We start from the raw sequence: 19,144 nt of genomic DNA, 5'->3' as shown, positions 1-19,144 counted from the left end.
GTCAGCCGATAATAAACGGCAGATTGGTTAACAGTGTGCGCATGTAGTCAGTAAGCAGATTCAGCATCCACGGACCGGCAATCACAATCACACTGATAACAGACAGAATTTTCGGAATGAATGACAGGGTCATTTCATTCACCTGGGTCGCCGCCTGTAACAGACTGATCAGCAGACCGGCTGCCAGCGCCGCCAGCAGCAGCGGGGCGGCCAGCATCAGGGCGATTTTCATGGCTTCGGTGCCCAGCGCCATTACGGATTCCGGTGTCATACTTTCTCCTGACTCATATTATTTTCCGGCTAAAAAAAGCTTTGTGATAACGAACCGAGCAGCAACTGCCAGCCATCCACCAGCACAAAAAGCATCAGCTTAAAAGGCAGGGAAACCGTGGCGGGCGGTACCATCATCATCCCGAGTGCCATCAGGACACTGGCCACCACGAGGTCAATAATCAGGAACGGAATAAACAGCGTGAAACCAATCTGGAAGGCGGTTTTCAGTTCGCTGGTGATAAAGGCCGGGATCAGAATGCGCATCGGTACATCTTTGGCCTCCTGAATTTCACCCACTTTGGCGATACGGGCAAACAGTGCCAGGTCGTTTTCCCGTGTCTGACCGAGCATAAAGGTGCGCAGCGGTGCGGTACCGCGATCCAGTGCCGTTTCCAGACTGATCTTGTCTTCACTGAACGGACGGTAAGCCTCGTCGTAGACTTTATCGAACACCGGCGACATCACAAAAAACGTCAGAAACAGCGCCAGTCCGAGCAGCACCTGGTTCGGTGGTGCGGACGGTGTGCCGAGGGCGTTGCGTAATAAGCCCAGCACAATAATGATGCGGGTAAAACTGGTGGTCATCAGCAGCAGAGCAGGGATAAAGCCCAGCAATGTCAGAAACAGCAGGGTCTGAACCGGCAAAGACCAGCTCTGGCCGCCATCCGGCAGCACATGGCTGACAACCCCCGGCAGTGAAGCCTGTGCCTGCGGAACCAGCAGAAACAGAGCGAGTGCGGGAAGGGCGCGTTTGAGCAATGACATCATGAAAAATCTCAGCGTGGTTCGTCAGCCGGTACCGCATCGTGATTGGCGGTACGTTTGGTTTTCAGCAGTGCCTGAAAGGCGGAAGGGGCATCGGTCACCGCTGCCGGGTCAGCCGGACAGCGGTGCAGCAGATTCACCGACTGCGTGGTCACACCCAGTACCAGCCATTCGCCCTGAATTTCCGCCACCACCAGCCGTTCTTTGTTGCCCAGAGAACAGGTGCTTCTGATCCGCAGCAGCGGGTTTTTACCGGCCAGTTTTGCGGTAAAACCGAATTTGCGGACAAGCCAGGTCAGTCCCAGGATCAGCAGAATAATGCCGCTGAGGGCACCGGACACCTGAAGCAGACTGTCCGTGCTGTTAATTGCCGGAGAACCGGCAGCGGGCGGCGGCAGGGTCACGGAAGAAAAAACGGCATGGTCTGCCGTTTTTTCTGCGGCCGGTAAAACGGGGGTGCCGGATGCGGTCGGTGTCATATTAGCGGCTCAGGCGGCGCATACGTTCAGACGGGGTGATAATATCGGTGATGCGGATCCCGTAATTATCGGAGACCACCACCACTTCCCCCTGGGCAATCAGATAGCCGTTGATCAGAATATCCAGCGGTTCACCGGCCAGTCCGTCCAGTGCCACCACGGAGCCCTGGGATAAACTCAGCAGCTTCTTGATGGTCATTTTTGTCCGGCCCAGTTCCACAGAGAGACGGACAGGGATATCCATAATCAGATTGATATCAGACAGCTGATTCAGCGGATTCTGGCTGTCGAGATTATCAAACGCCTGACTGGTCCCGGTTTCTGCTTTTTTTTGTTGTTCCATTGCCTCTGCCCACAGAGACTCGCCATCGTGTTCCGGGTTCATATCAGGAGTGTTGTTCGCCTCACTCATTGGTTTTTTCCTCGTCCAGAGTGTTTAATACAGGATTAATCAAATGTTCCACACGCAATGCATACTGGCCGTCGCGGGTGCCGTACTGACTGGTCAGTACCGGTACGCCGTCCACACTGACGATCAGGCGATCCGGTTTCTCCACCGGGATCACATCCCCTTTCTGCAGTTGCAGTAATTTTGAAATCCGCAGCGGGATTTCAGCAAAATTCGCCACCAGCTCCAGTTCGGAGTGTTTCACCTGGGTCACCAGACTGGACACCCAGGCTTCATTTTCCTGGTGACCGTGCTCCATCGGCGGGTTAATCAGCCGTTCACGGACAGGTTCAATCATGGCGATCGGAATACAGATACTCAGCTCACCCACGGTATTGCCGATTTCCACCAGGAAGGAGGTGGTGACCACGATATCGTTAGGGGAGGTGGTGATATTGGTGAATTTCACCTGCATTTCCGAACGTACATATTCCACATCGACTTCGGCAATCGGCTTCCAGGCATCACGGTAGGCGTTCAGTGCCAGTTTCAGCATGCGGTGGATAATGCGCTGTTCGGTGTTGGTAAATTCCTTTCCTTCGGAACGGACCGGAAAACGGCCGTCCCCGCCGAACAGGTTATCGACAGCGATATAAACCAGTGCCGGCTCAAAGGTGAACAATGCGGTTCCGCGCAGCGGCGGCATATGCACCAGGTTCAGGTTGGTCGGCACCGGCAGATTCCGGGCAAATTCATGATAAGGCTCAATTTTGATACCACCGACCGTGATATCAGGACTGCGGCGCAACATGTTGAACAGACCCATGCGGAACTGACGGGCAAAACGCTCGTTAATAATTTCCAGGGACTGCATACGCTCGCGGATAACGCGTCGCTGGGTATTCGGATCATAAGGACGGACGTTGTCCTTACGTTTATTGAGTGCGGTATCGGCAGGCTGCGGCTCTGACGGCGAGTCACCATTGAGCAGCGCGTCTATCTCTGCCTGAGATAAAATATTATCGCTCATCAGTTTTACCGGAGAATAAAGGTGGTGAATAACACATCCGAAATTTCCTGATCCGGCTGTCCCTGTACCACGGTCGGCGCTAAGGTGGTTTTCACTGCCTTCATCAGCTGAAGTTTGCCGTCATGGGTACTGAGCGTCTGCGGGGACTGCTGTGAGAGCAAAAGTAACAGGCGGCTGCGGACTTCCGGCAGATATTCATGGAGTTGTTTGCGGGAACGTTCGTTGGCCAGACGCAGTGTCATATCAATATACAGCACACGATCACGGCCGTTGTTCATACCGGGAAGATTCACGGTAAACGGTTCAATGCCCATAAAGATAGGCTCAGGCATATTGGCCCGTTTTTCGTCTGCGGTACCGGCAGTGGTGCTGTCCTGCTGAGAAGACCACCAGCTGTACCCCCCGAAACCTGCTCCTGCGAGGGCAATCAGGGCAAAGATAACCAGTAACCCGGTATTGGAACCTTTTGAGGCATTGCGTGAAGACGACATGTTAACTGAATTCCTATTTCTTGATAGCGAACCCCGGCAGGGGGTTCATACTCTGTAAGCCCGTCCATTATGGCGTGCTTCTGAAGGACTAAAGGGGGGAAAAACGAAGCAAAAAGGCGGTAACTCGGGGCTTTAGTCCCCTGTACCGCCGTTATGCGCAGGGATCAGGCGAAGGTATCGATCCCGCCGCGGGCGCGGGCGTCATGAAGTGCCGCCGGGCGGACAAGGTTATCGGTGCTGATATTCACGCCGCTGATACTGCCGCCGGAAGCAATACCGTCAGCACTGCCGCCGCTGTGGCGATCATCACCGGGGCCTTGCTGATTACCGTGATATTCCTGCCCGACAGAGCTTTGCGCCAGGTGAATTCCGCTCTCCTGAAGGGCGTTGCGCAGCACCGGCATCATGGACTCCATCGCCGCGCGGACGTGGCTGTGCGGGGAGACAAAGTGCATCACCGCCTGATTATCCTCAATTTTAAGATGGATATTCAGCGAGCCCAGCTCTTCCGGATGCAGACGCAGCTGTGCCTGCTGTAATCCCTGACGGGAGAAATAGATCATATTCTGGCTGACCTGCTGCTGCCACAGTTCGCTGCCGAGCTGCGCGGTCAGCTGCATGGCAGGCTGAGCCACCGGCGCATTGGTCTGCGCGGCGGTGCTTTGTGCCGCTGCCGGCATCAGCGCCGGGCTCTGCACGGCAGTATGGCTGCCCGGCGCGGTTACCGTCTGAAAGGCGCTGCTTTCTGTTTTGATGCTGAATGCGCTTTTGCTGTTATCGGCACTGTTATCAGCGGCGGAAGCCAGCGATAACGGCACGGAAGTATCAGCGGGTTTCTTATTCAGCGGTAAAAAATCATCCGGCAGGGCTTTCTGATCCGGTTTTTGGGCATCGGTCAGTGAAAAACGCGGCTGATCCACACGCGGTTTGGACTTGTCATCAACAAACAGGGTGCGGGCATCGTTATTTTCATCCGTAAGCAGAGGCTTATCACCGGTCTTCGTCAGCGTGTCCTGCGGCAGTTCTGTGGTTTTGGCGCTGTTTTTTCCGCTGTCATCAATATGCAGCTTTGTATCGGCAGCCGCTTTCTCCACAGTGCGGCTTTCTTTCCCGGTCAGGCGTTCTTTCAGCAGTGCAAGCAAGGCATTGTCCGCTTCACCTTCCGTCTGCGGTAATGCAGGTGCATCATCCCCGGTGGTCAGCAATTTTGCATCCAGCGCCGGTGAGGCTGTATCCCCGGCAAGGCGGCGGGAGAAATTCAGCTGTGCCATGGTGTCGGCACCGGTCTGTTTTTCCTGTGCGGAGACCGTTTTACCCTCTGCGGCCTGTTTATGCGCGGCAGTGTCATTGCGGGTTTGTTTCACCGCATGTACCGCCTGTGCCGGTTTTTCCGGGCGCGGCTGCTGTGCATCCATCACCGCCTGAAACGGCAGGACGGTTGCCTGTGCATCTTCCGCACGCGGGGATCCCTGTTTATTCAGTGTATTGTCAGCTGAACTGACTGCTTTGCTACCGGCGTTGACATCCATTAACGGGTTCTCCATAAAGTCGCGCGCTGGGCAAATTCATCCATCTGCTTTTGCTCCAGCCGGTTTTGTCGTTGATTTTTTGCATGATCCGCACGGCGGATCAGGGTATCGAAGGCATTGACGCGCTGCTGTTTTTCCTGCCAGTGACGGTTGGCATCACTGACGCGCTGCTCCCACAGGTTCAGCTGACCCTGCTGCTGTTCAATGGTCAGTTCGAGGGTGACCAGAAACTGCTGATAGTTCTGCCACTTATCGGCAGCCATTCCGCTATACAGTGTCTGATTCAGTTTCTGCCGGTAATCGGCCTGATAATTCTCCAGCATGGTCAGCTGCTGACTCATCTGTGTGTGGGTCTGACGCACCTGTGCCAGCACTTTAGCCGCCTCTTCGGCGGCTTCTTCAGCTAAATTTAACAACGTGGTGAGTGCATGCGTATTTGACATTGACGACCTCGTTATGCGTCCGGTATCACCTGACTGAGCTGCTCACAGGCGGCCGGGTAGTCACAGCGCTCATCGATATCCTGTTGCAGGAACTTCGCCATAGACGGGAACAGCTGAATGGCCTCATCCAGCATCGGGTCACTGCCCGCCGCGTAGGCACCAACGTTAATCAGGTCGCGGTTGCGCTGGTAAGCCGAGGTCAGCTGTTTGAAACGCTGAATTTTCCGGTAATGGCTTTTCTCAATCAGCTCGGTCATGGCACGGCTGATGGAGGCTTCGATATCGATAGCAGGGTAGTGTCCGGATTCCGCCAGAGATCGTGAAAGCACGATATGACCGTCAAGAATGGCCCGCGCGGAGTCAGCGATCGGATCCTGCTGGTCATCCCCTTCGGTCAGTACAGTGTAAAATGCGGTGACAGAGCCGCCGTTTTTACCGTTGCCTGCCCGTTCGACCAGTGCCGGTAATTTTGCGAACACCGACGGAGGATAGCCTTTTGTGGCAGGCGGTTCTCCGATGGCGAGCGCAATTTCACGCTGTGCCATACTGTAACGGGTCAGTGAATCCATAATTAACAGCACATTGCGGCCCAGATCACGGTAATATTCCGCGATCCGCGTGGCATAAGAGGCACCCTGCATCCGCAGCAGCGGGGAAACGTCCGCCGGTGCCGCGACGACCACGGCACGCTGAAGTCCTTCCGCGCCGAGGATGTTCTCAATAAAGTCTTTGACTTCGCGACCGCGCTCACCAATCAGCCCGACCACAATAATGTCCGCCTGCGTGAAACGCGCCATCATGCCGAGCAGCACACTTTTCCCGACACCGGAACCGGCAAACAGGCCCATACGCTGACCACGTCCGACGGTCAGCAGGGCATTGATAGCGCGGACACCGACATCCAGCACGTCTTTAATCGGCGAACGTTCCAGCGGGTTGATCGGCGGCGTGGTCAGCGGAGCCCGGGTTTTGGCGTCCAGCGGCCCTTTGCCGTCCAGCGGATTGCCGGAGGCGTCAAGAATACGGCCGAGCAGCTCATCACCCAGCGGCAGCATACGGCTGGTCTGCCCGCCGCTTCCGGTGGATTGTGCATACACGCGCGCACCCGGCGCGATACCGTCCGGCTCTGCCAGCGGCATCAGCAGCATACGCGGACCGTTAAAACCGACCACTTCACAGATAACTTCTTCGGTGTTGCCGTTGATCACGCGCTCGATAAAACAGGTGGCACCGAGCGGCATTTTGATACCTTCAGCTTCCATCACCAGCCCGGTGATTTTGGTCAGGCGCCCGTAATGGCGGGTCATCACCACACCGGACATCCGGGACTCAACGCTGTCCAGCGCGCTTATCCAGCGGCCGATCCGCGCGGTCATGATAACGTCTCCGGCGCGTATAACCGGCACAGCTCCTGCCAGCGGGTGGCAACACTCATATCTATTTCGCCGTCATCCGCTACCACACGGCATCCGCCCGCATGCAGCTGCGGATCCGGTACAAGCTGCCAGCCGTTCAGACTGAGCTGGGTGCCGATATGCTGCTCCAGCATCTCAATATGTACCGGGTTAACCCGCAGTTCCGGCTGACCGGCAAACAGTGGTTTCTGCTGAAGCAGACGGCTGATCTCTTCCAGCAGCGCGGTACCGTCACAGACGGCAGGCTGACCAAGCACCTGACGGGCGGCGGTCAGGGCAATCTGCAACAGTTTGGTGGTCACCACGCTGTCAAAACTGTCGAGGGAATAACTGAACTCGGACAACAGTTTCTGCCACGCTTCCGTGAGCGGCTGCTGTTCTGCCAGTACCTGCTGACGGCCCTGTTCCGCACCGTCCTGCAGACCCTGAGCAAACCCGGCGTCATAACCGGCTTTTTGGCCCTGTTCATGACCGGATTGAAAACCGCTGCGCTGCGCCTCTTCTTTCAGGTTATCCAGCAGATTGATCTGCTCGAGCACTTCCTGAGGTTCGAGGCAGGGCACTTTGGGCTTTTCCGGCTCCGGCTCATCGGACAAAGCAGGGAGCACCGAAGAATTTAAATCCCACTGATTCAGTTCCCGCGGCTGCCAGCGCTTCCACGGCAGTGTGGTGTTTTCTTTATCAGACATAGACATCGTCGCCACCACCAATCACAATTTCACCGGTTTCCATCAGACGGCGGACAATCAGCAGAATGGATTTCTGTTCATTTTCAACCTGCGACATGCGCACCGGTGAACGGGATTCCAGATCATCACGGACAATCTCAGCCGCACGGGTGGACATATTGCGCAGGAAGTGTTCGCGCAGCTCTTCGTTGCAGCCTTTCAGTGCAATAACCAGCGAGTCGTTGGACACATCCTGGAGGATGCGCTGGATACTGCGGTTGTCCACTTCGATAAGGTTCTCGAACAGGAACATTTCGTCGATAATGCGTTGCGCCAGTTCGCCGTCGTAATCGCGCATTGCCCCGATAACACCTTCTTCCTGCTGACTTTTCATCAGGTTGATGATCTCGGCTGCGGTTCTCACGCCACCCATTTTGCTGCGCTTGAGGTTCTGACCGTCCAGCAGGTTGTTGAGAACTTCGGTCAGTTCCGCCAGTGCCGCAGGCTGGACACCACCAAAGGTGGCGATACGCAGCATAATGTCGTTGCGCTGGCGTTCGTCGAACAGCTCCAGCACATCGGCAGCCAGGTTGCGTTTTAAATGCACTAGGATGGTGGCGATAATCTGCGGATGTTCGTCGCGGATAATATCGGCCACAGTCTGCGGCTCCATATAGTTGAGGCTTTCGATCCCTGACGCACTTTCGTGTTTCTCGAAGATATCTTCCAGCAGGCTGGCGGCGCGGTCTTCACCCAGCGCCTTGACCAGCACGGAACGCAAATAATCATTGGTATTGATGTTCAGCGCCGCATACTGAATCGCCGCTTCCTCAAACTCCGTCAGGACTTCCGCCAGCTCGGCATTGGAGACCTGGCGCATGTTGGACACCGCCATACTCAGCTGCTGAACTTCTTTATTGTTCAGGTGTTTAAAGACCTCGGCGGCCTGGTCCTCACCGAGCGTCATCAGCATGACGGCGCTCTTTTCTGTTCCGCTTAAATTCATTGTGCTTTTCCTAACCACTGACTGATAACCATTGCCACAACCTGCGGATCTTTATCCGCCATCTCACGGATACGCTGGCTCTGAATTTCGGCGCTGACACGCTGACGGGTCAGGCGGCGGCGGGTTTTCTCGTCCATATCGTCACTGATAGGCTCATCAGCCACGAGCGGGGTTTTCATCTGCGTTGCCTTAAACATACGGGCTTCCGCTTCCGCCTGCTGTGCTTTGCGGTAGCGCTGCCACTGCGGTCTGATACCTTTACGCCATAACAGCCAGCCCACCAGTAACAGCAGCAGGATCTTGCCGTACTCCAGTACCTGCGCAATGATGACCGGGCTTGTGAAGAGCGACGGCTCTTCGGTCAGCTGACCTTCATCAGTAAAGCGGGAGTTGGTGATGCTCAGCGTGTCGCCGCGATCGGCGGAATAGCCCATTGCCTCGCGGGTCAGCGCTTCAATCTCTTTGATCATCTCCGGCGGCAGCGGCTGCATTTCCTCAGTGCCGTCTTCTTTCTTCTGCGGCAGCCAGTTAATAATTACCGCGACAGAGAGACGGTCAACCACGCCAATCTGGCGCTGGGTATGACTGATTTTGCGATCCACTTCGTAGTTTGTGGTCTCATCGCTCTGTGAATTAATGTTGCTGTTGCGGTTATTATCGGCAGGGGATGCTGTTTTATTATCTTTTGTATCCGCTTTTGCTGTTTCAACAGGGGCGGAAGGGGCACTGACCGGCTGATTGGATAATGCCCCCGGTACGCCGCCCGGGCCGCCGTTGCTGTTCTGCTGACTCTGGCTGCTCTGACGCGAGCGGACAGCGGCGGAATCCGGCTGCTGGTTTGGTTTGTATTCTTCAGCGGTCTGCTCGACTTTGGAGTAATCCACCTGCGCGGTGACCTGCGCCTGTACGTTGGTACGGCCGACCAGCGGCGCAAGCAGATCTTCAATACGCTGTTTAAGGCGGGCTTCCGTTTCCTGAGTCAGGCGCATCTGGGATGTGCTGACAGACTGCTGGCTGTTATCATTGTTTGTCAGCAGGCGTCCGGTCTGGTCAACAATAATGACGTTGGATGAGGTTAATCCGGACACACTGCCGGAGACCATATGCACAATCGCGCTGATCTGACCTTCATCCAGTGCGCGGCCCGGCAGCAATCCGACGGTGACGGAGGCGGTCGGTGATTTCTGCTCGCGGACAAACAGGGTCGGCTTCGGGATCGCCAGATGCACCCGCGCGGTCTGAACCGGGCTGAGTGATTCAATCGTGCGTGACAGTTCCCCTTCAAGGGCGCGCTGATAGTTCACCTGCTCACTGAACTGACTGATACCGAACTGCTCTTTATCCAGCAGTTCAAAACCGGTGTTACCGCCTTTCGGCAGACCGGCCTGCGCCAGTTTCAGCCGCAGCTCATGTACTTTATCAGCAGGCACCAGAATGGCACTGCCGTTATCCGCGAGCTGGTAAGGCATATTCATCTGTGTCAGCTGGCTGACAATATCGCCGCCGTCTTTGGCACTCAGATTACTGAGCAGAACGCGGTAATCCGGGCTGCGCATCCAGAGGAACAACGCAACAATAACGGCGATTGCCGCCGCGCCGGCGACCATCAGCGGAACCTTCGGATCAGCCTTAATACGGTCAATAATCAGGGCGAATCCCTTTTTGGTATCTCCGGTGTCTTGTGGTGCGGCACTCATAAACATTCCCTGCCTTGCTGATTTGACGGGTGAAAATAGTTTTGGCGAAACAACGTAATTTCCCTCTTTGTAACGTCACTTTTTTACGCTGCTATTATTCCCCGCGGATAACCAATCTAATGACAGAATCAGCCCGTGATTTTGGTGTTATTTACGGGCTTCAAGTTAAAAAGGGTGTGTTAGGGTATGCAGGCAATAGGATGTGGCCGGTGCCTTTTTCAGCAAAAAGCGGTTTCCGGGTTACACATTAATCCCTGTTAACGGAAGAAAAAACATGACAATTCAGGCAATTGAGGGAGTCGTCTCCCAGCTGAATGTAACAGCAGCACAGGCAGCAAACCAGACCAGGCCGGTCGTTGATGCGCCGGGGTTTGGTGATCACCTGATCTCAGCAGTGAATGAGATCAATACCACCCGCATTAATTCCGCAAAAAAAGTGGAAGACTTTACACTCGGCAAAGCCGATATTTCCCTTAATGATGTCATGGTGGATATGCAGAAAGCGAGCCTGAGCCTGCAAATGGGTATTCAGGTGCGTAATAAACTGGTGGCGGCGTATCAGGAAATTATGTCAATGCCGGTGTAGAAGTATTAACACATTGATATGAAAGGTTAAATGGCTTTCCTGTATCTTGATTGGGGCATGGGTGGGGCATTGTTGTTCATAATGGCTATCTGGTCGGCATCATTTTCCTTCATCCATGCTCCGTATACATCGTGGATCATCTTTGAAGATAGGTGATCCGTTTGCAAACCGGTTAAAGTAGTCAAAATGAGGGTAAGCAGGAAAAATGACGACGTTACCCTCATTCACAGGTTTTTTATAAAAATGACTATTCAAATATAAGCTATTCATTCATCTTGAATGAAGTTTCATTCTTATCAAAAGACGCAAATAATGTTTTATTATTGCTCTCAATAAAGTAATCCTGTAATTTTTCTATACTTACATCATAATCGGAAATAAAAAACTTCATACCAAGTTGTTCACGATTATTTAGTTTTTCAATATACTTATCAAAAGCGTTGCCAACATGACGTAACTCAATTTTCTTCTGTGTCGGATTGGACGTTTTACTGAGAGAATCCAAATAGGGTTTAGTTTCATTATTTATAAAACGACCTGTTTCAGATGGACTAACGTTAATCTCATAATTCCCTTGTTTATTGATTAAGCATTTTAGCGCACAGTTAAGAACAATAAGCTGGCTCCCTTCAGATAAGACGAGTGGAATTTGATCTAACATTTCTTTATAATTTGGTGGTACAACAAACAAATAAATCCCATTTGCTTCGCTAACGTCCTCGACAGACCTTCCTTTGAGAACCATACTATCGGGGTCGCAGCTTACTTCAGGTAATACTGTCGGAGGGAAAATAGATAAGATGACAGTGGCTCCGTGATTTTTATCATTTTCAGCTAACCCGTAATGTCCGGGTGACTCGTTTAAATATGCCTGCTCCGTTGTAAATGCCATGACGTTATTATTGACTCGTTGTTTAAATTCGTTCCGGCACTGTGCATATCCATTATTTTGGTAGTCTGGGTCTATGACTCTCCAGTTAAGGTCTTTATAGCCTGAGTTTTTAAGTTGTTCATCTATAAATGATTCTGTCAGTAAGCCACCTGAACCTAATGATATCAATGTTATTGGTGTATCCCGCAACGGAATTTTGTCTGTAATATAAGATGTGACTTTATTTATAAAGTCAATTCTGTCATGAAGTGATGCAAGATGTTCATATTCACCCCAAGAGAGATGTCCCATGGAACGAGAACTACATTGATCCTTCTGTATCAGGTAAGAATTTTGTATCACACGCTCGGTTGTTAATGGGGCCGCCTGATAATTATGATGAGAAATATGTGCTGAAGTATCTGTATTTATGGATACTGGCGGGAGCATGGCTAATTACCTCTACTTTATTCGTTACGGTTTGATTTATTATTCGATTCTGCAATATTCGGTGGTGTGGTTGTATCAATGCCACCGTCACACAGTGAACGAAACCCGATATACTTTATTGCATAACGCCACCACCTGGCCACCAGGTGAATCCTTGATCTCCCCGGCCGATCCGGTCACCATAGCCATAGAAGTAAGGCATCTCCCGGTTGTAACGCTTTCAGACAAGCCTCCGTATAAGTATTCCGGCAAAAATCCCCCGGATCTCTGTCATTTCACTGCCGGTGTGTTTAAATGGATGCATCCGAAACACAGAGTGGTGAAAAAATGAAAAAAATCCTTCCTGTTCTTATCCCGGTTGTCTTACTGGCAGGCTGTAAAGCAGATGTTGAAACCACGGTAAATACAGATGACCTGATATCACATGAGCATAAACTGGTTGCCGGTAATATTAATGTGGAAGTACCGGCCTGCAATGATTTTGAGGATTCACGGAAAGAATCGAAAAGTCTGATCAAAATTAAAGAGCAGTTGCCGGCGGTCTTTTCCGGTGCAGAGTATAAAGAGTGTTACAAAGAGAAGTTTAATTCCTATGCCCGCTTTACCGTTCCTGTCGGGGTCGGGTTTATCGCGGATGATATGAAGGCGGTAAATGCTGAGATTTATATCTTATCAAATGATGAGCTCTATGCCGGTGTGATGATCACCCCGGAAGCGATTAAACGCCTGCAATCAGCGAAAAAATCCGCTCCCGGTGACCTTAAGCTGCAAATGACATTAGTGCTGGAAAAAGGCAAATTACCGGTCCCGAATATTGCGGCGATGAGTGTGTTTATGACCGGTACGGAAACAAAAAATACCCCACTGGTTGCAAGCCGTGTGAGTATTGAAGGGAAAGCTGTCCGCTTTAAGTTATCTGATGTGTCTAATGCCTTAATTGAGAGCGGTAATATTGCACCGGTATTATATAAAGCAGAGTTGCTGGAAAAATTAGTGGCGAATCTGAAAAAGAATAACTAGCTGCTGTTGCCGTAAAAATAATAAGCCCCGGCGGGCTTATTATTTTACAGCGGTGCCGGAGAGACATTATCTCCTGACAGAACATTAACGGGTCTGATTATTATCAGAAACTGATTTTTTCCGCAGCCAGACGATAAAATGCAATAACCCCATTGCACCGTGACCAATAATATAGGCTTCAATCAGTCCCGTCAGGGTTTTATGCAGATTTCGAATCTCACCGGCATAAGCGGAACCCCGGAGCCACAACCGCTGTAATGGTATACAGCGATGAGATTATTGTTCTGAAAGAAGCGCCTGCGGCCAGTGGTGCCCGTTATGTCGGGGAAAATTTCCAGCTTTGGTCAAACGGAAAAAATGAACTGAACCTGGCCACCATCTCAGAAGATGATGCGGTGAAAGGCAAGGTTGCTGAAGATAAAGGCCGTACCTGTCAATTAGTGAAATAACAAAAACAGTTTTTATACCGGATAAATAAAGAGAGCGGGTTGTCCCGCTCCTTTTGATCGGCTTACTTATGATTTTTGCGGTAGTAAGTCCATTCTTCAACCCGTTCACCACCCGGTAAATTACAGTAACCGGTCCAGCCTGATTCTGCTTTCACGATTTCTGTTTTACCGCCGGATTGTTCACAATACACCGATGCCGGGTTCGCCATGCCAATGTTTGCCTTCGCCGCTACCGGATCTTTATTCAGTACGGAGATTAACTGATAACGGATATTGGGTGCATCGGCAGGCGGATTCGGAATATGGGTGGTTTTGACGGATACCCGGTACTGGTATCCCGGTTCGTAAGTAAAACCGTCAATATTCTGATAGAAAAATTCCCAGTCTGCCTCCGGAGATTCTTTTATTTTCATGCACTTCATCGGTGCGACACCTGTGCAGTCGGCCAGCTCAGAATCGATGTAAAGTGTTTTGGTATTATCCGTTGCCGGTGTTGTCAGGGTATTCTGACTGCATCCTGCCATTAATAAGAAGAGCGGAGCAATAACATAGGCTGATTTCATCAGTTGTCCTTAATGTGTATAGTAAAACAGTGTGTTTTTACTCTGTTTATGACAGCATAAAAACGGAGTTAGTTCCGTATTGGCGCTTTTTTATCTGTAAAAAGAGTACAAATGAAGAGATATAAAATATCAGTGACAAGTGTGATAATACTGGCCGGTTTTTATTTCCGGGTGTGGTTATATACAACAACCGGCATAATACTGGTTAAATGGATAAATAATAATCTGCGGGAGCCGCCGGTTTCCGCTGGTTTTTGGGATTCGGTATATCTGGTCAGTAAATTTCTGCTGGTCATTCTGCTGCTGATATTGTCGGGGGATTTACTCCGTGTTTACCGCAATATCCGGCGTAACCCGGTAATAACCGTACCCCGGTACCGTTTTTATCTGATGGCTGCCGCGCTGGCAGGCGGAGTGGCTATTTTTCTGCTGACTGTCAGTTATTGGTATCCGTTCTCCGTATAATCACAGAATATTACAGGGCATAACCTGTAACCGGACTTCCGATCCGGTATCTTTGTACAAATTCAGCATGTTTCATTCCGGTAATTGTGAAATAAAGAGAGAGGATCTACACTATCAGCGGTACGTATTTCTCCTGGCAAAGGTATTTACAGGTGAGGCTATATGACAGTAATTGATATTTTCTGGGTCGGTATCGGTGGCGGCAGCGGTTCATTACTGCGCTGGTGGGTCGGTAAACTGACAGGCGAACGTTATCACGGCCATTTTCCGCTGGGTACCTTTATTATTAATATCTCGGGTGCCTTTATTATCGGTTTTTTAAGCACGTTATTCGTGATTGACTGGCGTGACCGTTTCGGTTCATTCCTGCATGCGGCTGTTCTGACCGGTATTCTCGGCGGTTACACCACATTCAGCAGTATGCAGCTGGACGCGGCAAAACTGGTGAATTCCAAACAGCGGATGCTGGCTTTCGGGTATTTGCTTATCTCTGTTGTGGCGGGTCTGGCGGCTGCCGCACTGGGTGTCTGGCTGGCGGCATAAGGATAACAAGATGAATATGGTGATTCTTATTTTTATTGGCGGAGCCTTCGGTGCAATCTGCCGCGAATTACTGATGCTCGGTGTGCCGTCTCTGAGTGACGGGTTTCCGCTTGATATTCTGGCGGCCAATATTATTGCCTCATTCCTGCTGGGAATAACGGCAGCGTTATTACAGCGCAACCGGATTAATCAGTATGTTAATGCACTGGTGGCAACCGGTATTATGGGCGGGTTATCCACATTCAGCAGTTTTGTGTACGGAACCTTTGAAATTATGTCATCCCCGGCGTTATTAGGTACCGGAATAGCGTATTTACTGGTCAGTGTGATCGGCGGATTTGCAGCCGTTATGGCGGGGTTATACCTGGGAAATTGTGTGAAACCCGGTGTAAAAAATACCGCAGAATAGCAAAAGGTTCCGGCCGGACAGAGAACGACTGTCCGGCCGGAACAGATCAGGCCATTTTTTCATTATTTTAAGACACTGCGCTGATCAGAAAAACTTATTCTACTGGTTTAATATTAATGGAATAATCCGGGTCACTGAATTGCCCGTAACTTTTATTAATCACCCGTTGTTGGTCAAGCTGTTTTATTTCTTTACTCAGAAAGTTGAGGTGATCCTGTAAACAGATTTTTGTTACCCGTTCATTTTCAATAATAGCCTGCAGTATTTCCACCAGTTCGCCGGTGACCGGCTGTTCTTTTTCCAGTTCATGAGATAACTGTGTCAGGTGTTCAACCGCGCAAACATAATCCGTTTCACGGGCAATCAAATCATCCCATTCACTGTTTCTGGCCAGGGTAACGAGTTCTTCACTCAGTGTCAGTACATGTTGATATATATCGTGTAAATTGATGGTTGTTTGAATACTCACCTGATTATCTTTCATCCACATTTGCCCCGATTTGTTGCCATGTTGCCGCGAGATCGGAGAGCAGTTGATAGACCTCTTTTACGTAGGCCACGTTATTGTCGATATTTGCGTTGAGTAACCGCATAATCATATAGTCATACAGGGAGGCCAGATTATGCGCCAGCTCACCGCCGGCATCATAATCCAGAGCCTGTTTCAGGCCATTTTCAATAATATTAATGGCCTTCGACAGCTCATTACCCTTGGCGGCAATATCATGTTGTTCCATAAAGATTTCGCTGCGGCGAAGGGCGCTGAGCGCCCCGTTAAACAAAATCCGGATCAACTGATAAGGCGAGGCATTGGTAATTTCGCTTTCAAGATTAACCTGCTGGTAAGCCTGATTTGCCTTGCGCTGATACATTATTTTTAACCTAACATTCTGCCGAGTGCTTGTGTGGTGCCACTCAGGGAGTTCATCATTTTGTCCAGATTCTGGAACTGACGGCGATACAGATCCATGGTGTTTTCGATCTGTTTATTGGTTTGTTCGATACGTTTATCGATACCTTTTTTCTTTTTCTCCAGGCCGTTGGTCGCGTTATGAATCGTACCTTCACGGCTGTCTAATGTCTTTTTCAGGTAATTAAAGTTTTCGGTGGCAAAACCGGTCTCTTTTCCGTCACCGGCAAAGAATTCTTTGACACTGGAGCCATTCTCTTTCAGTGCCTTATCCAGCACTTTGTCATCTATTTCCAGGGTACCGTCTGTCTTTTGCTTAATACCCATCTTGTTCATGGTGTTAATTTCACCGTTGCCGTTAGGTGTTCTGATCTGCGCACGGATAGTATTCTGAATACCGCGCAGGGTAGAGTCACCAATCAGCGGGCCATTACTTTTATCAGCAGCCTGGCCTTTTTCCGTCTGGGTATATTTGGTCAGATCTTTACAGAGTTTCTGATACTCGTTATAGGCATCCACCCATTCTTTAATTTTCTTTTTCGCCGGTTCACTGTCAGACGTTACAGACAAATGTTCTTCTTTGCCGTTTTCACTTTCTTTCTTCAGTGTCAGGGTCAGGCCGGGGAATTTATCTTTAATGGTGTTGGTCTGCTCTTCGAAATCAAAACCGTTAATGGTGAATTTTGAGTTCTGTGGTGCAACTTTTTCAACCATCTTACTTTTTGTGGTATCCAATTTGCCGGATGCGTCATATTCAACATGTAAAATAGCATCCAGCTTCTGATCATCCGGGACACTGACGGAAATATGACTTTCAGTTCCTTCCGTCTTAGAAGACATGGACAGGGTATATTTGCCATCAGCGGTTTTTATTACTGCCGCAGTGACACCTTTATCCGCTTTATTAATCGCATCGGCGATTTCAATTAATGACGTATGATCTTTATCCAGTTTAATACTGAATGTTTTCTTCGGATCACTGCCGTCACCCTGTGTAATGGTGATGGTCCGTTCATCACTGTTACTCCCCAGATTGGCCGTATTGCTGTCCTGGCCTTGGGTGGCAATCGTCTGGGATTTGGCTAATTGCTCCACTTTAACGTCGTAAACGCCGGGAACTGCTTTGCCGTCGGTCGTGACATCAAAACTTTTATATTCACCGCTGACTTTGGTGGTGCTGATATCTTCGTATTTCTTCAGACCTTCAGACGCGGACTTTAATTTTTCCAGTGAGGCCTGTAATTTCCCGAATGCGCTAATTTGTGCATCACACGCTGTTTTTTGGGCAGTTAACGGCTCCAGACGGCGCATTTCTGCTTTCTCCAGCATGTCCAGTTGCTGATTAAGATCCATTCCGGCGCCGACGCCTAACGATGCTATGCCTGCCATGTACTTCTCCTGAATTTAATTGGTTTTACATAGTTATCGGTTGGCAGCGGAAGAATTTTAGCGTTAACGGCAAAAAATGATGGGCAGAGTTGCGCAGGGAAAGCAGGGTTATTGTCACCATTAAGATAAGGAAACAAAAAAGGGCTCCGGAGGCAGCAATTTAGTTACAAATCTTACAAGATGCGCTGTCCGGATAAATATGCCTGATATTGACAATATGGCGGCGTTTTGTCTGTAAATAAAGTGAATTACTTCCCGTTAACAGTATTAACCCGCAGCGGCGGAAGAAAATAATTCACATTATTTCATACAAAAAAAGGAAGTATCATTATGGCACAAGTTATTAATACTAATGTTCTGTCACTGGTTACCCAGAATAATTTAAACCGCTCACAGGGCGCGTTAGGGACTGCGATTGAGCGTCTTTCTTCCGGCTCCCGCATTAACAGTGCGAAAGATGATGCAGCGGGCCAGGCGATTGCCAACCGTTTCACCGCTAACGTTAAAGGTCTGACTCAGGCTTCCCGTAATGCCAGCGACGGTATTTCACTGGCGCAGGTAACAGAAGGCGCGGTGAATGAAATCAACGACAATATCCAGCGTATCCGTGAACTGACGGTACAGGCACAAAACGGCACCAACTCTGAAAGCGATATCAACTCTATTAAAGAAGAAGTTGATCAGCGCATGAAAGAGATTGACCGTATTTCAGAGCAGACGCAGTTTAACGGTATTAAAGTGCTGTCCTCCGATAACAAAATGACCTTCCAGGTCGGCACCAACGACGGTGAAACCATTGATATCGACCTGAAGAAGGTTGATCGCGAAGCGCTGGGTCTGGATAAACTGGATATCGCAGCCTCCCGGTTCGGGCCAACACTGTCTGCGGGTGATTTTGTTGCGGATCTTCAGGGAACAGGTACTGAAGAGGATGCACAAAAAGTTGCAGAAAAAGCACTGAAAGAGATTACGTTTAATGGTAAAGATGTTGAAGGTGCAAAAGTATCTTACCAGGTGGCCGCAGATGGTTCAGTTGATAAAACCAACGTGTATATCCAGGGTAAGGTTGACGGTAAAGATGTCACGTTAAAAGCAGAAGTTACTGTGACTGCGGCGACAGGTACAGCGGGTGCAACACCGGCAAAACTTGAGTTTAAAAAAGTGGCAGAATTAGATGCGGCTGATCAGAAAGTGCTTGATGCCAGAAGCCCGCTGGGCACACTGGATAAAGCACTGTCAAAAATTGACAGTCAGCGCAGTCAGCTGGGTGCATTCCAGAACCGTATGCAGTCCACTATCAATAAC

Annotated in this window: 25 protein-coding genes and 1 pseudogene; 8 read left to right on the top strand and 18 right to left on the bottom strand. The window is 50.3% G+C overall.

Translation table 11 applies throughout. The features are described from left to right. Position 1: 1 nt before the first annotated feature. From fliQ to fliF, 12 genes are all read right to left on the bottom strand, one after another. A complete protein-coding gene (gene fliQ, locus N7387_RS14830; RefSeq protein ID WP_262858740.1) occupies positions 2-271 on the bottom strand; it encodes a flagellar biosynthesis protein FliQ in 270 nt (89 codons plus the stop codon). 29 nt (positions 272-300) lie between these two features. Then, the gene (fliP, locus tag N7387_RS14825) at positions 301-1,041 is read right to left on the bottom strand and encodes a flagellar type III secretion system pore protein FliP (RefSeq protein WP_262858739.1); all 741 of its coding nucleotides are present in this window, start codon (positions 1,039-1,041) and stop codon (positions 301-303) included. 8 nt (positions 1,042-1,049) lie between these two features. Continuing rightward, positions 1,050-1,517: a flagellar biosynthetic protein FliO gene (gene fliO, locus N7387_RS14820; RefSeq protein ID WP_279799957.1), complete on the bottom strand. Its 468-nt coding sequence runs from the start codon at positions 1,515-1,517 to the stop codon at positions 1,050-1,052. Position 1,518: 1 nt separating this feature from the next. After that, complete coding sequence (fliN, locus tag N7387_RS14815; RefSeq protein ID WP_025152197.1) at positions 1,519-1,929, bottom strand: flagellar motor switch protein FliN; 411 nt, start codon at positions 1,927-1,929, stop codon at positions 1,519-1,521. Then, positions 1,922-2,935: a flagellar motor switch protein FliM gene (fliM, locus tag N7387_RS14810; RefSeq protein WP_262882988.1), complete on the bottom strand. Its 1,014-nt coding sequence runs from the start codon at positions 2,933-2,935 to the stop codon at positions 1,922-1,924. The genes fliN and fliM overlap by 8 nt, the downstream gene beginning before the upstream one ends. A gap of 5 nt (positions 2,936-2,940) precedes the next feature. Continuing rightward, positions 2,941-3,426: a flagellar basal body-associated protein FliL gene (gene fliL, locus N7387_RS14805; RefSeq protein ID WP_262858737.1), complete on the bottom strand. Its 486-nt coding sequence runs from the start codon at positions 3,424-3,426 to the stop codon at positions 2,941-2,943. Positions 3,427-3,590: 164 nt separating this feature from the next. Beyond that, positions 3,591-4,970, bottom strand: a complete 1,380-nt coding sequence (locus N7387_RS14800; RefSeq protein WP_279799954.1) for a flagellar hook-length control protein FliK — start codon at positions 4,968-4,970, stop codon at positions 3,591-3,593. Continuing rightward, on the bottom strand, positions 4,955-5,398 hold the full coding sequence (gene fliJ, locus N7387_RS14795; RefSeq protein ID WP_262858735.1) for a flagellar export protein FliJ: 444 nt from the start codon (positions 5,396-5,398) through the stop codon (positions 4,955-4,957). Before fliJ ends, N7387_RS14800 begins: the two co-directional genes overlap by 16 nt. An 11-nt stretch (positions 5,399-5,409) precedes the next feature. Then, on the bottom strand, positions 5,410-6,774 hold the full coding sequence (fliI, locus tag N7387_RS14790; RefSeq protein ID WP_279799952.1) for a flagellar protein export ATPase FliI: 1,365 nt from the start codon (positions 6,772-6,774) through the stop codon (positions 5,410-5,412). After that, entirely contained in the window at positions 6,771-7,502 is a 732-nt protein-coding gene (gene fliH / locus N7387_RS14785; RefSeq protein ID WP_262858842.1) for a flagellar assembly protein FliH, read from the bottom strand. Before fliH ends, fliI begins: the two co-directional genes overlap by 4 nt. Continuing rightward, entirely contained in the window at positions 7,495-8,487 is a 993-nt protein-coding gene (gene fliG, locus N7387_RS14780) for a flagellar motor switch protein FliG (protein ID WP_024473852.1), read from the bottom strand. The genes fliH and fliG overlap by 8 nt, the downstream gene beginning before the upstream one ends. Beyond that, positions 8,484-10,184 (bottom strand): flagellar basal-body MS-ring/collar protein FliF, encoded by a 1,701-nt coding sequence (fliF, locus tag N7387_RS14775; protein ID WP_279799949.1) that lies wholly within the window; start codon positions 10,182-10,184, stop codon positions 8,484-8,486. The genes fliG and fliF overlap by 4 nt, the downstream gene beginning before the upstream one ends. 274 nt (positions 10,185-10,458) lie before the next feature. Here fliF and fliE point away from each other — a divergent pair, with 274 nt between their 5' ends. After that, positions 10,459-10,770: a flagellar hook-basal body complex protein FliE gene (fliE, locus tag N7387_RS14770; protein WP_274369095.1), complete on the top strand. Its 312-nt coding sequence runs from the start codon at positions 10,459-10,461 to the stop codon at positions 10,768-10,770. A 262-nt stretch (positions 10,771-11,032) separates the two neighbouring features. Here fliE and N7387_RS14765 read toward each other — a convergent pair whose 3' ends face one another. After that, complete coding sequence (locus tag N7387_RS14765) at positions 11,033-12,091, bottom strand: hypothetical protein (protein WP_279799945.1); 1,059 nt, start codon at positions 12,089-12,091, stop codon at positions 11,033-11,035. On the opposite strand from N7387_RS14765, the gene N7387_RS14760 reads away from it, so the two are divergent. Further along, positions 12,090-12,422 (top strand): hypothetical protein, encoded by a 333-nt coding sequence (locus N7387_RS14760; protein WP_279799943.1) that lies wholly within the window; start codon positions 12,090-12,092, stop codon positions 12,420-12,422. The two genes, N7387_RS14765 and N7387_RS14760, sit on opposite strands and share 2 nt — an antisense overlap. Next, positions 12,386-13,111, top strand: a complete 726-nt coding sequence (locus N7387_RS14755) for a hypothetical protein (RefSeq protein ID WP_279799941.1) — start codon at positions 12,386-12,388, stop codon at positions 13,109-13,111. The genes N7387_RS14760 and N7387_RS14755 overlap by 37 nt, the downstream gene beginning before the upstream one ends. Before the next feature lie 84 nt (positions 13,112-13,195). On the opposite strand, the pseudogene N7387_RS14750 reads toward N7387_RS14755, so the two are convergent. Next, positions 13,196-13,360 (bottom strand): annotated as a pseudogene (locus tag N7387_RS14750) (cytochrome b/b6 domain-containing protein); the annotation flags it as partial. An 8-nt stretch (positions 13,361-13,368) separates the two neighbouring features. Here N7387_RS14750 and N7387_RS14745 point away from each other — a divergent pair. Further along, a complete protein-coding gene (locus N7387_RS14745) occupies positions 13,369-13,560 on the top strand; it encodes an MliC family protein (RefSeq protein ID WP_279799939.1) in 192 nt (63 codons plus the stop codon). A 62-nt stretch (positions 13,561-13,622) separates the two neighbouring features. On the opposite strand, the gene N7387_RS14740 is transcribed toward N7387_RS14745, so the two are convergent. Further along, entirely contained in the window at positions 13,623-14,123 is a 501-nt protein-coding gene (locus N7387_RS14740; protein WP_279799937.1) for a DUF4377 domain-containing protein, read from the bottom strand. 171 nt (positions 14,124-14,294) lie between these two features. Here N7387_RS14740 and N7387_RS14735 point away from each other — a divergent pair, with 171 nt between their 5' ends. The 3 genes from N7387_RS14735 (at position 14,295) to N7387_RS14725 (ending at position 15,540) form a co-directional block, all read left to right on the top strand. Then, on the top strand, positions 14,295-14,588 hold the full coding sequence (locus tag N7387_RS14735; RefSeq protein WP_279799935.1) for a hypothetical protein: 294 nt from the start codon (positions 14,295-14,297) through the stop codon (positions 14,586-14,588). A gap of 162 nt (positions 14,589-14,750) precedes the next feature. Beyond that, on the top strand, positions 14,751-15,131 hold the full coding sequence (crcB, locus tag N7387_RS14730) for a fluoride efflux transporter CrcB (protein WP_279799933.1): 381 nt from the start codon (positions 14,751-14,753) through the stop codon (positions 15,129-15,131). Between the two features lie 10 nt (positions 15,132-15,141). Continuing rightward, positions 15,142-15,540 (top strand): CrcB family protein, encoded by a 399-nt coding sequence (locus tag N7387_RS14725; RefSeq protein WP_279799932.1) that lies wholly within the window; start codon positions 15,142-15,144, stop codon positions 15,538-15,540. A gap of 94 nt (positions 15,541-15,634) precedes the next feature. Here the strand turns inward: N7387_RS14725 and fliT are convergent, their stop codons facing one another. Genes fliT through fliD form a run of 3 tightly spaced genes read right to left on the bottom strand, consistent with a single transcriptional unit; the run spans position 15,635 to position 17,839 of the window. Then, the gene (gene fliT / locus N7387_RS14720; protein WP_025152211.1) at positions 15,635-16,024 is read right to left on the bottom strand and encodes a flagellar protein FliT; all 390 of its coding nucleotides are present in this window, start codon (positions 16,022-16,024) and stop codon (positions 15,635-15,637) included. Next, positions 16,014-16,412 (bottom strand): flagellar export chaperone FliS, encoded by a 399-nt coding sequence (fliS, locus tag N7387_RS14715; protein ID WP_262858727.1) that lies wholly within the window; start codon positions 16,410-16,412, stop codon positions 16,014-16,016. Before fliS ends, fliT begins: the two co-directional genes overlap by 11 nt. A gap of 5 nt (positions 16,413-16,417) precedes the next feature. Further along, positions 16,418-17,839 carry a flagellar filament capping protein FliD gene (fliD, locus tag N7387_RS14710; protein ID WP_279799928.1) on the bottom strand — a complete coding sequence of 474 codons (1,422 nt, stop codon included), beginning with the start codon at positions 17,837-17,839 and terminating at the stop codon, positions 16,418-16,420. Between the two features lie 330 nt (positions 17,840-18,169). Here fliD and N7387_RS14705 point away from each other — a divergent pair. Next, positions 18,170-19,144 (top strand): flagellin (locus tag N7387_RS14705; protein ID WP_279799926.1); only part of this gene is annotated, 975 nt, incomplete at its 3' end.

This window comes from Morganella sp. GD04133 (assembly GCF_029835375.1).
In the GTDB taxonomy this organism is placed as follows: domain Bacteria; phylum Pseudomonadota; class Gammaproteobacteria; order Enterobacterales; family Enterobacteriaceae; genus Morganella; species Morganella morganii_B.
This window is presented reverse-complemented; position numbering and strand designations above follow the sequence as displayed.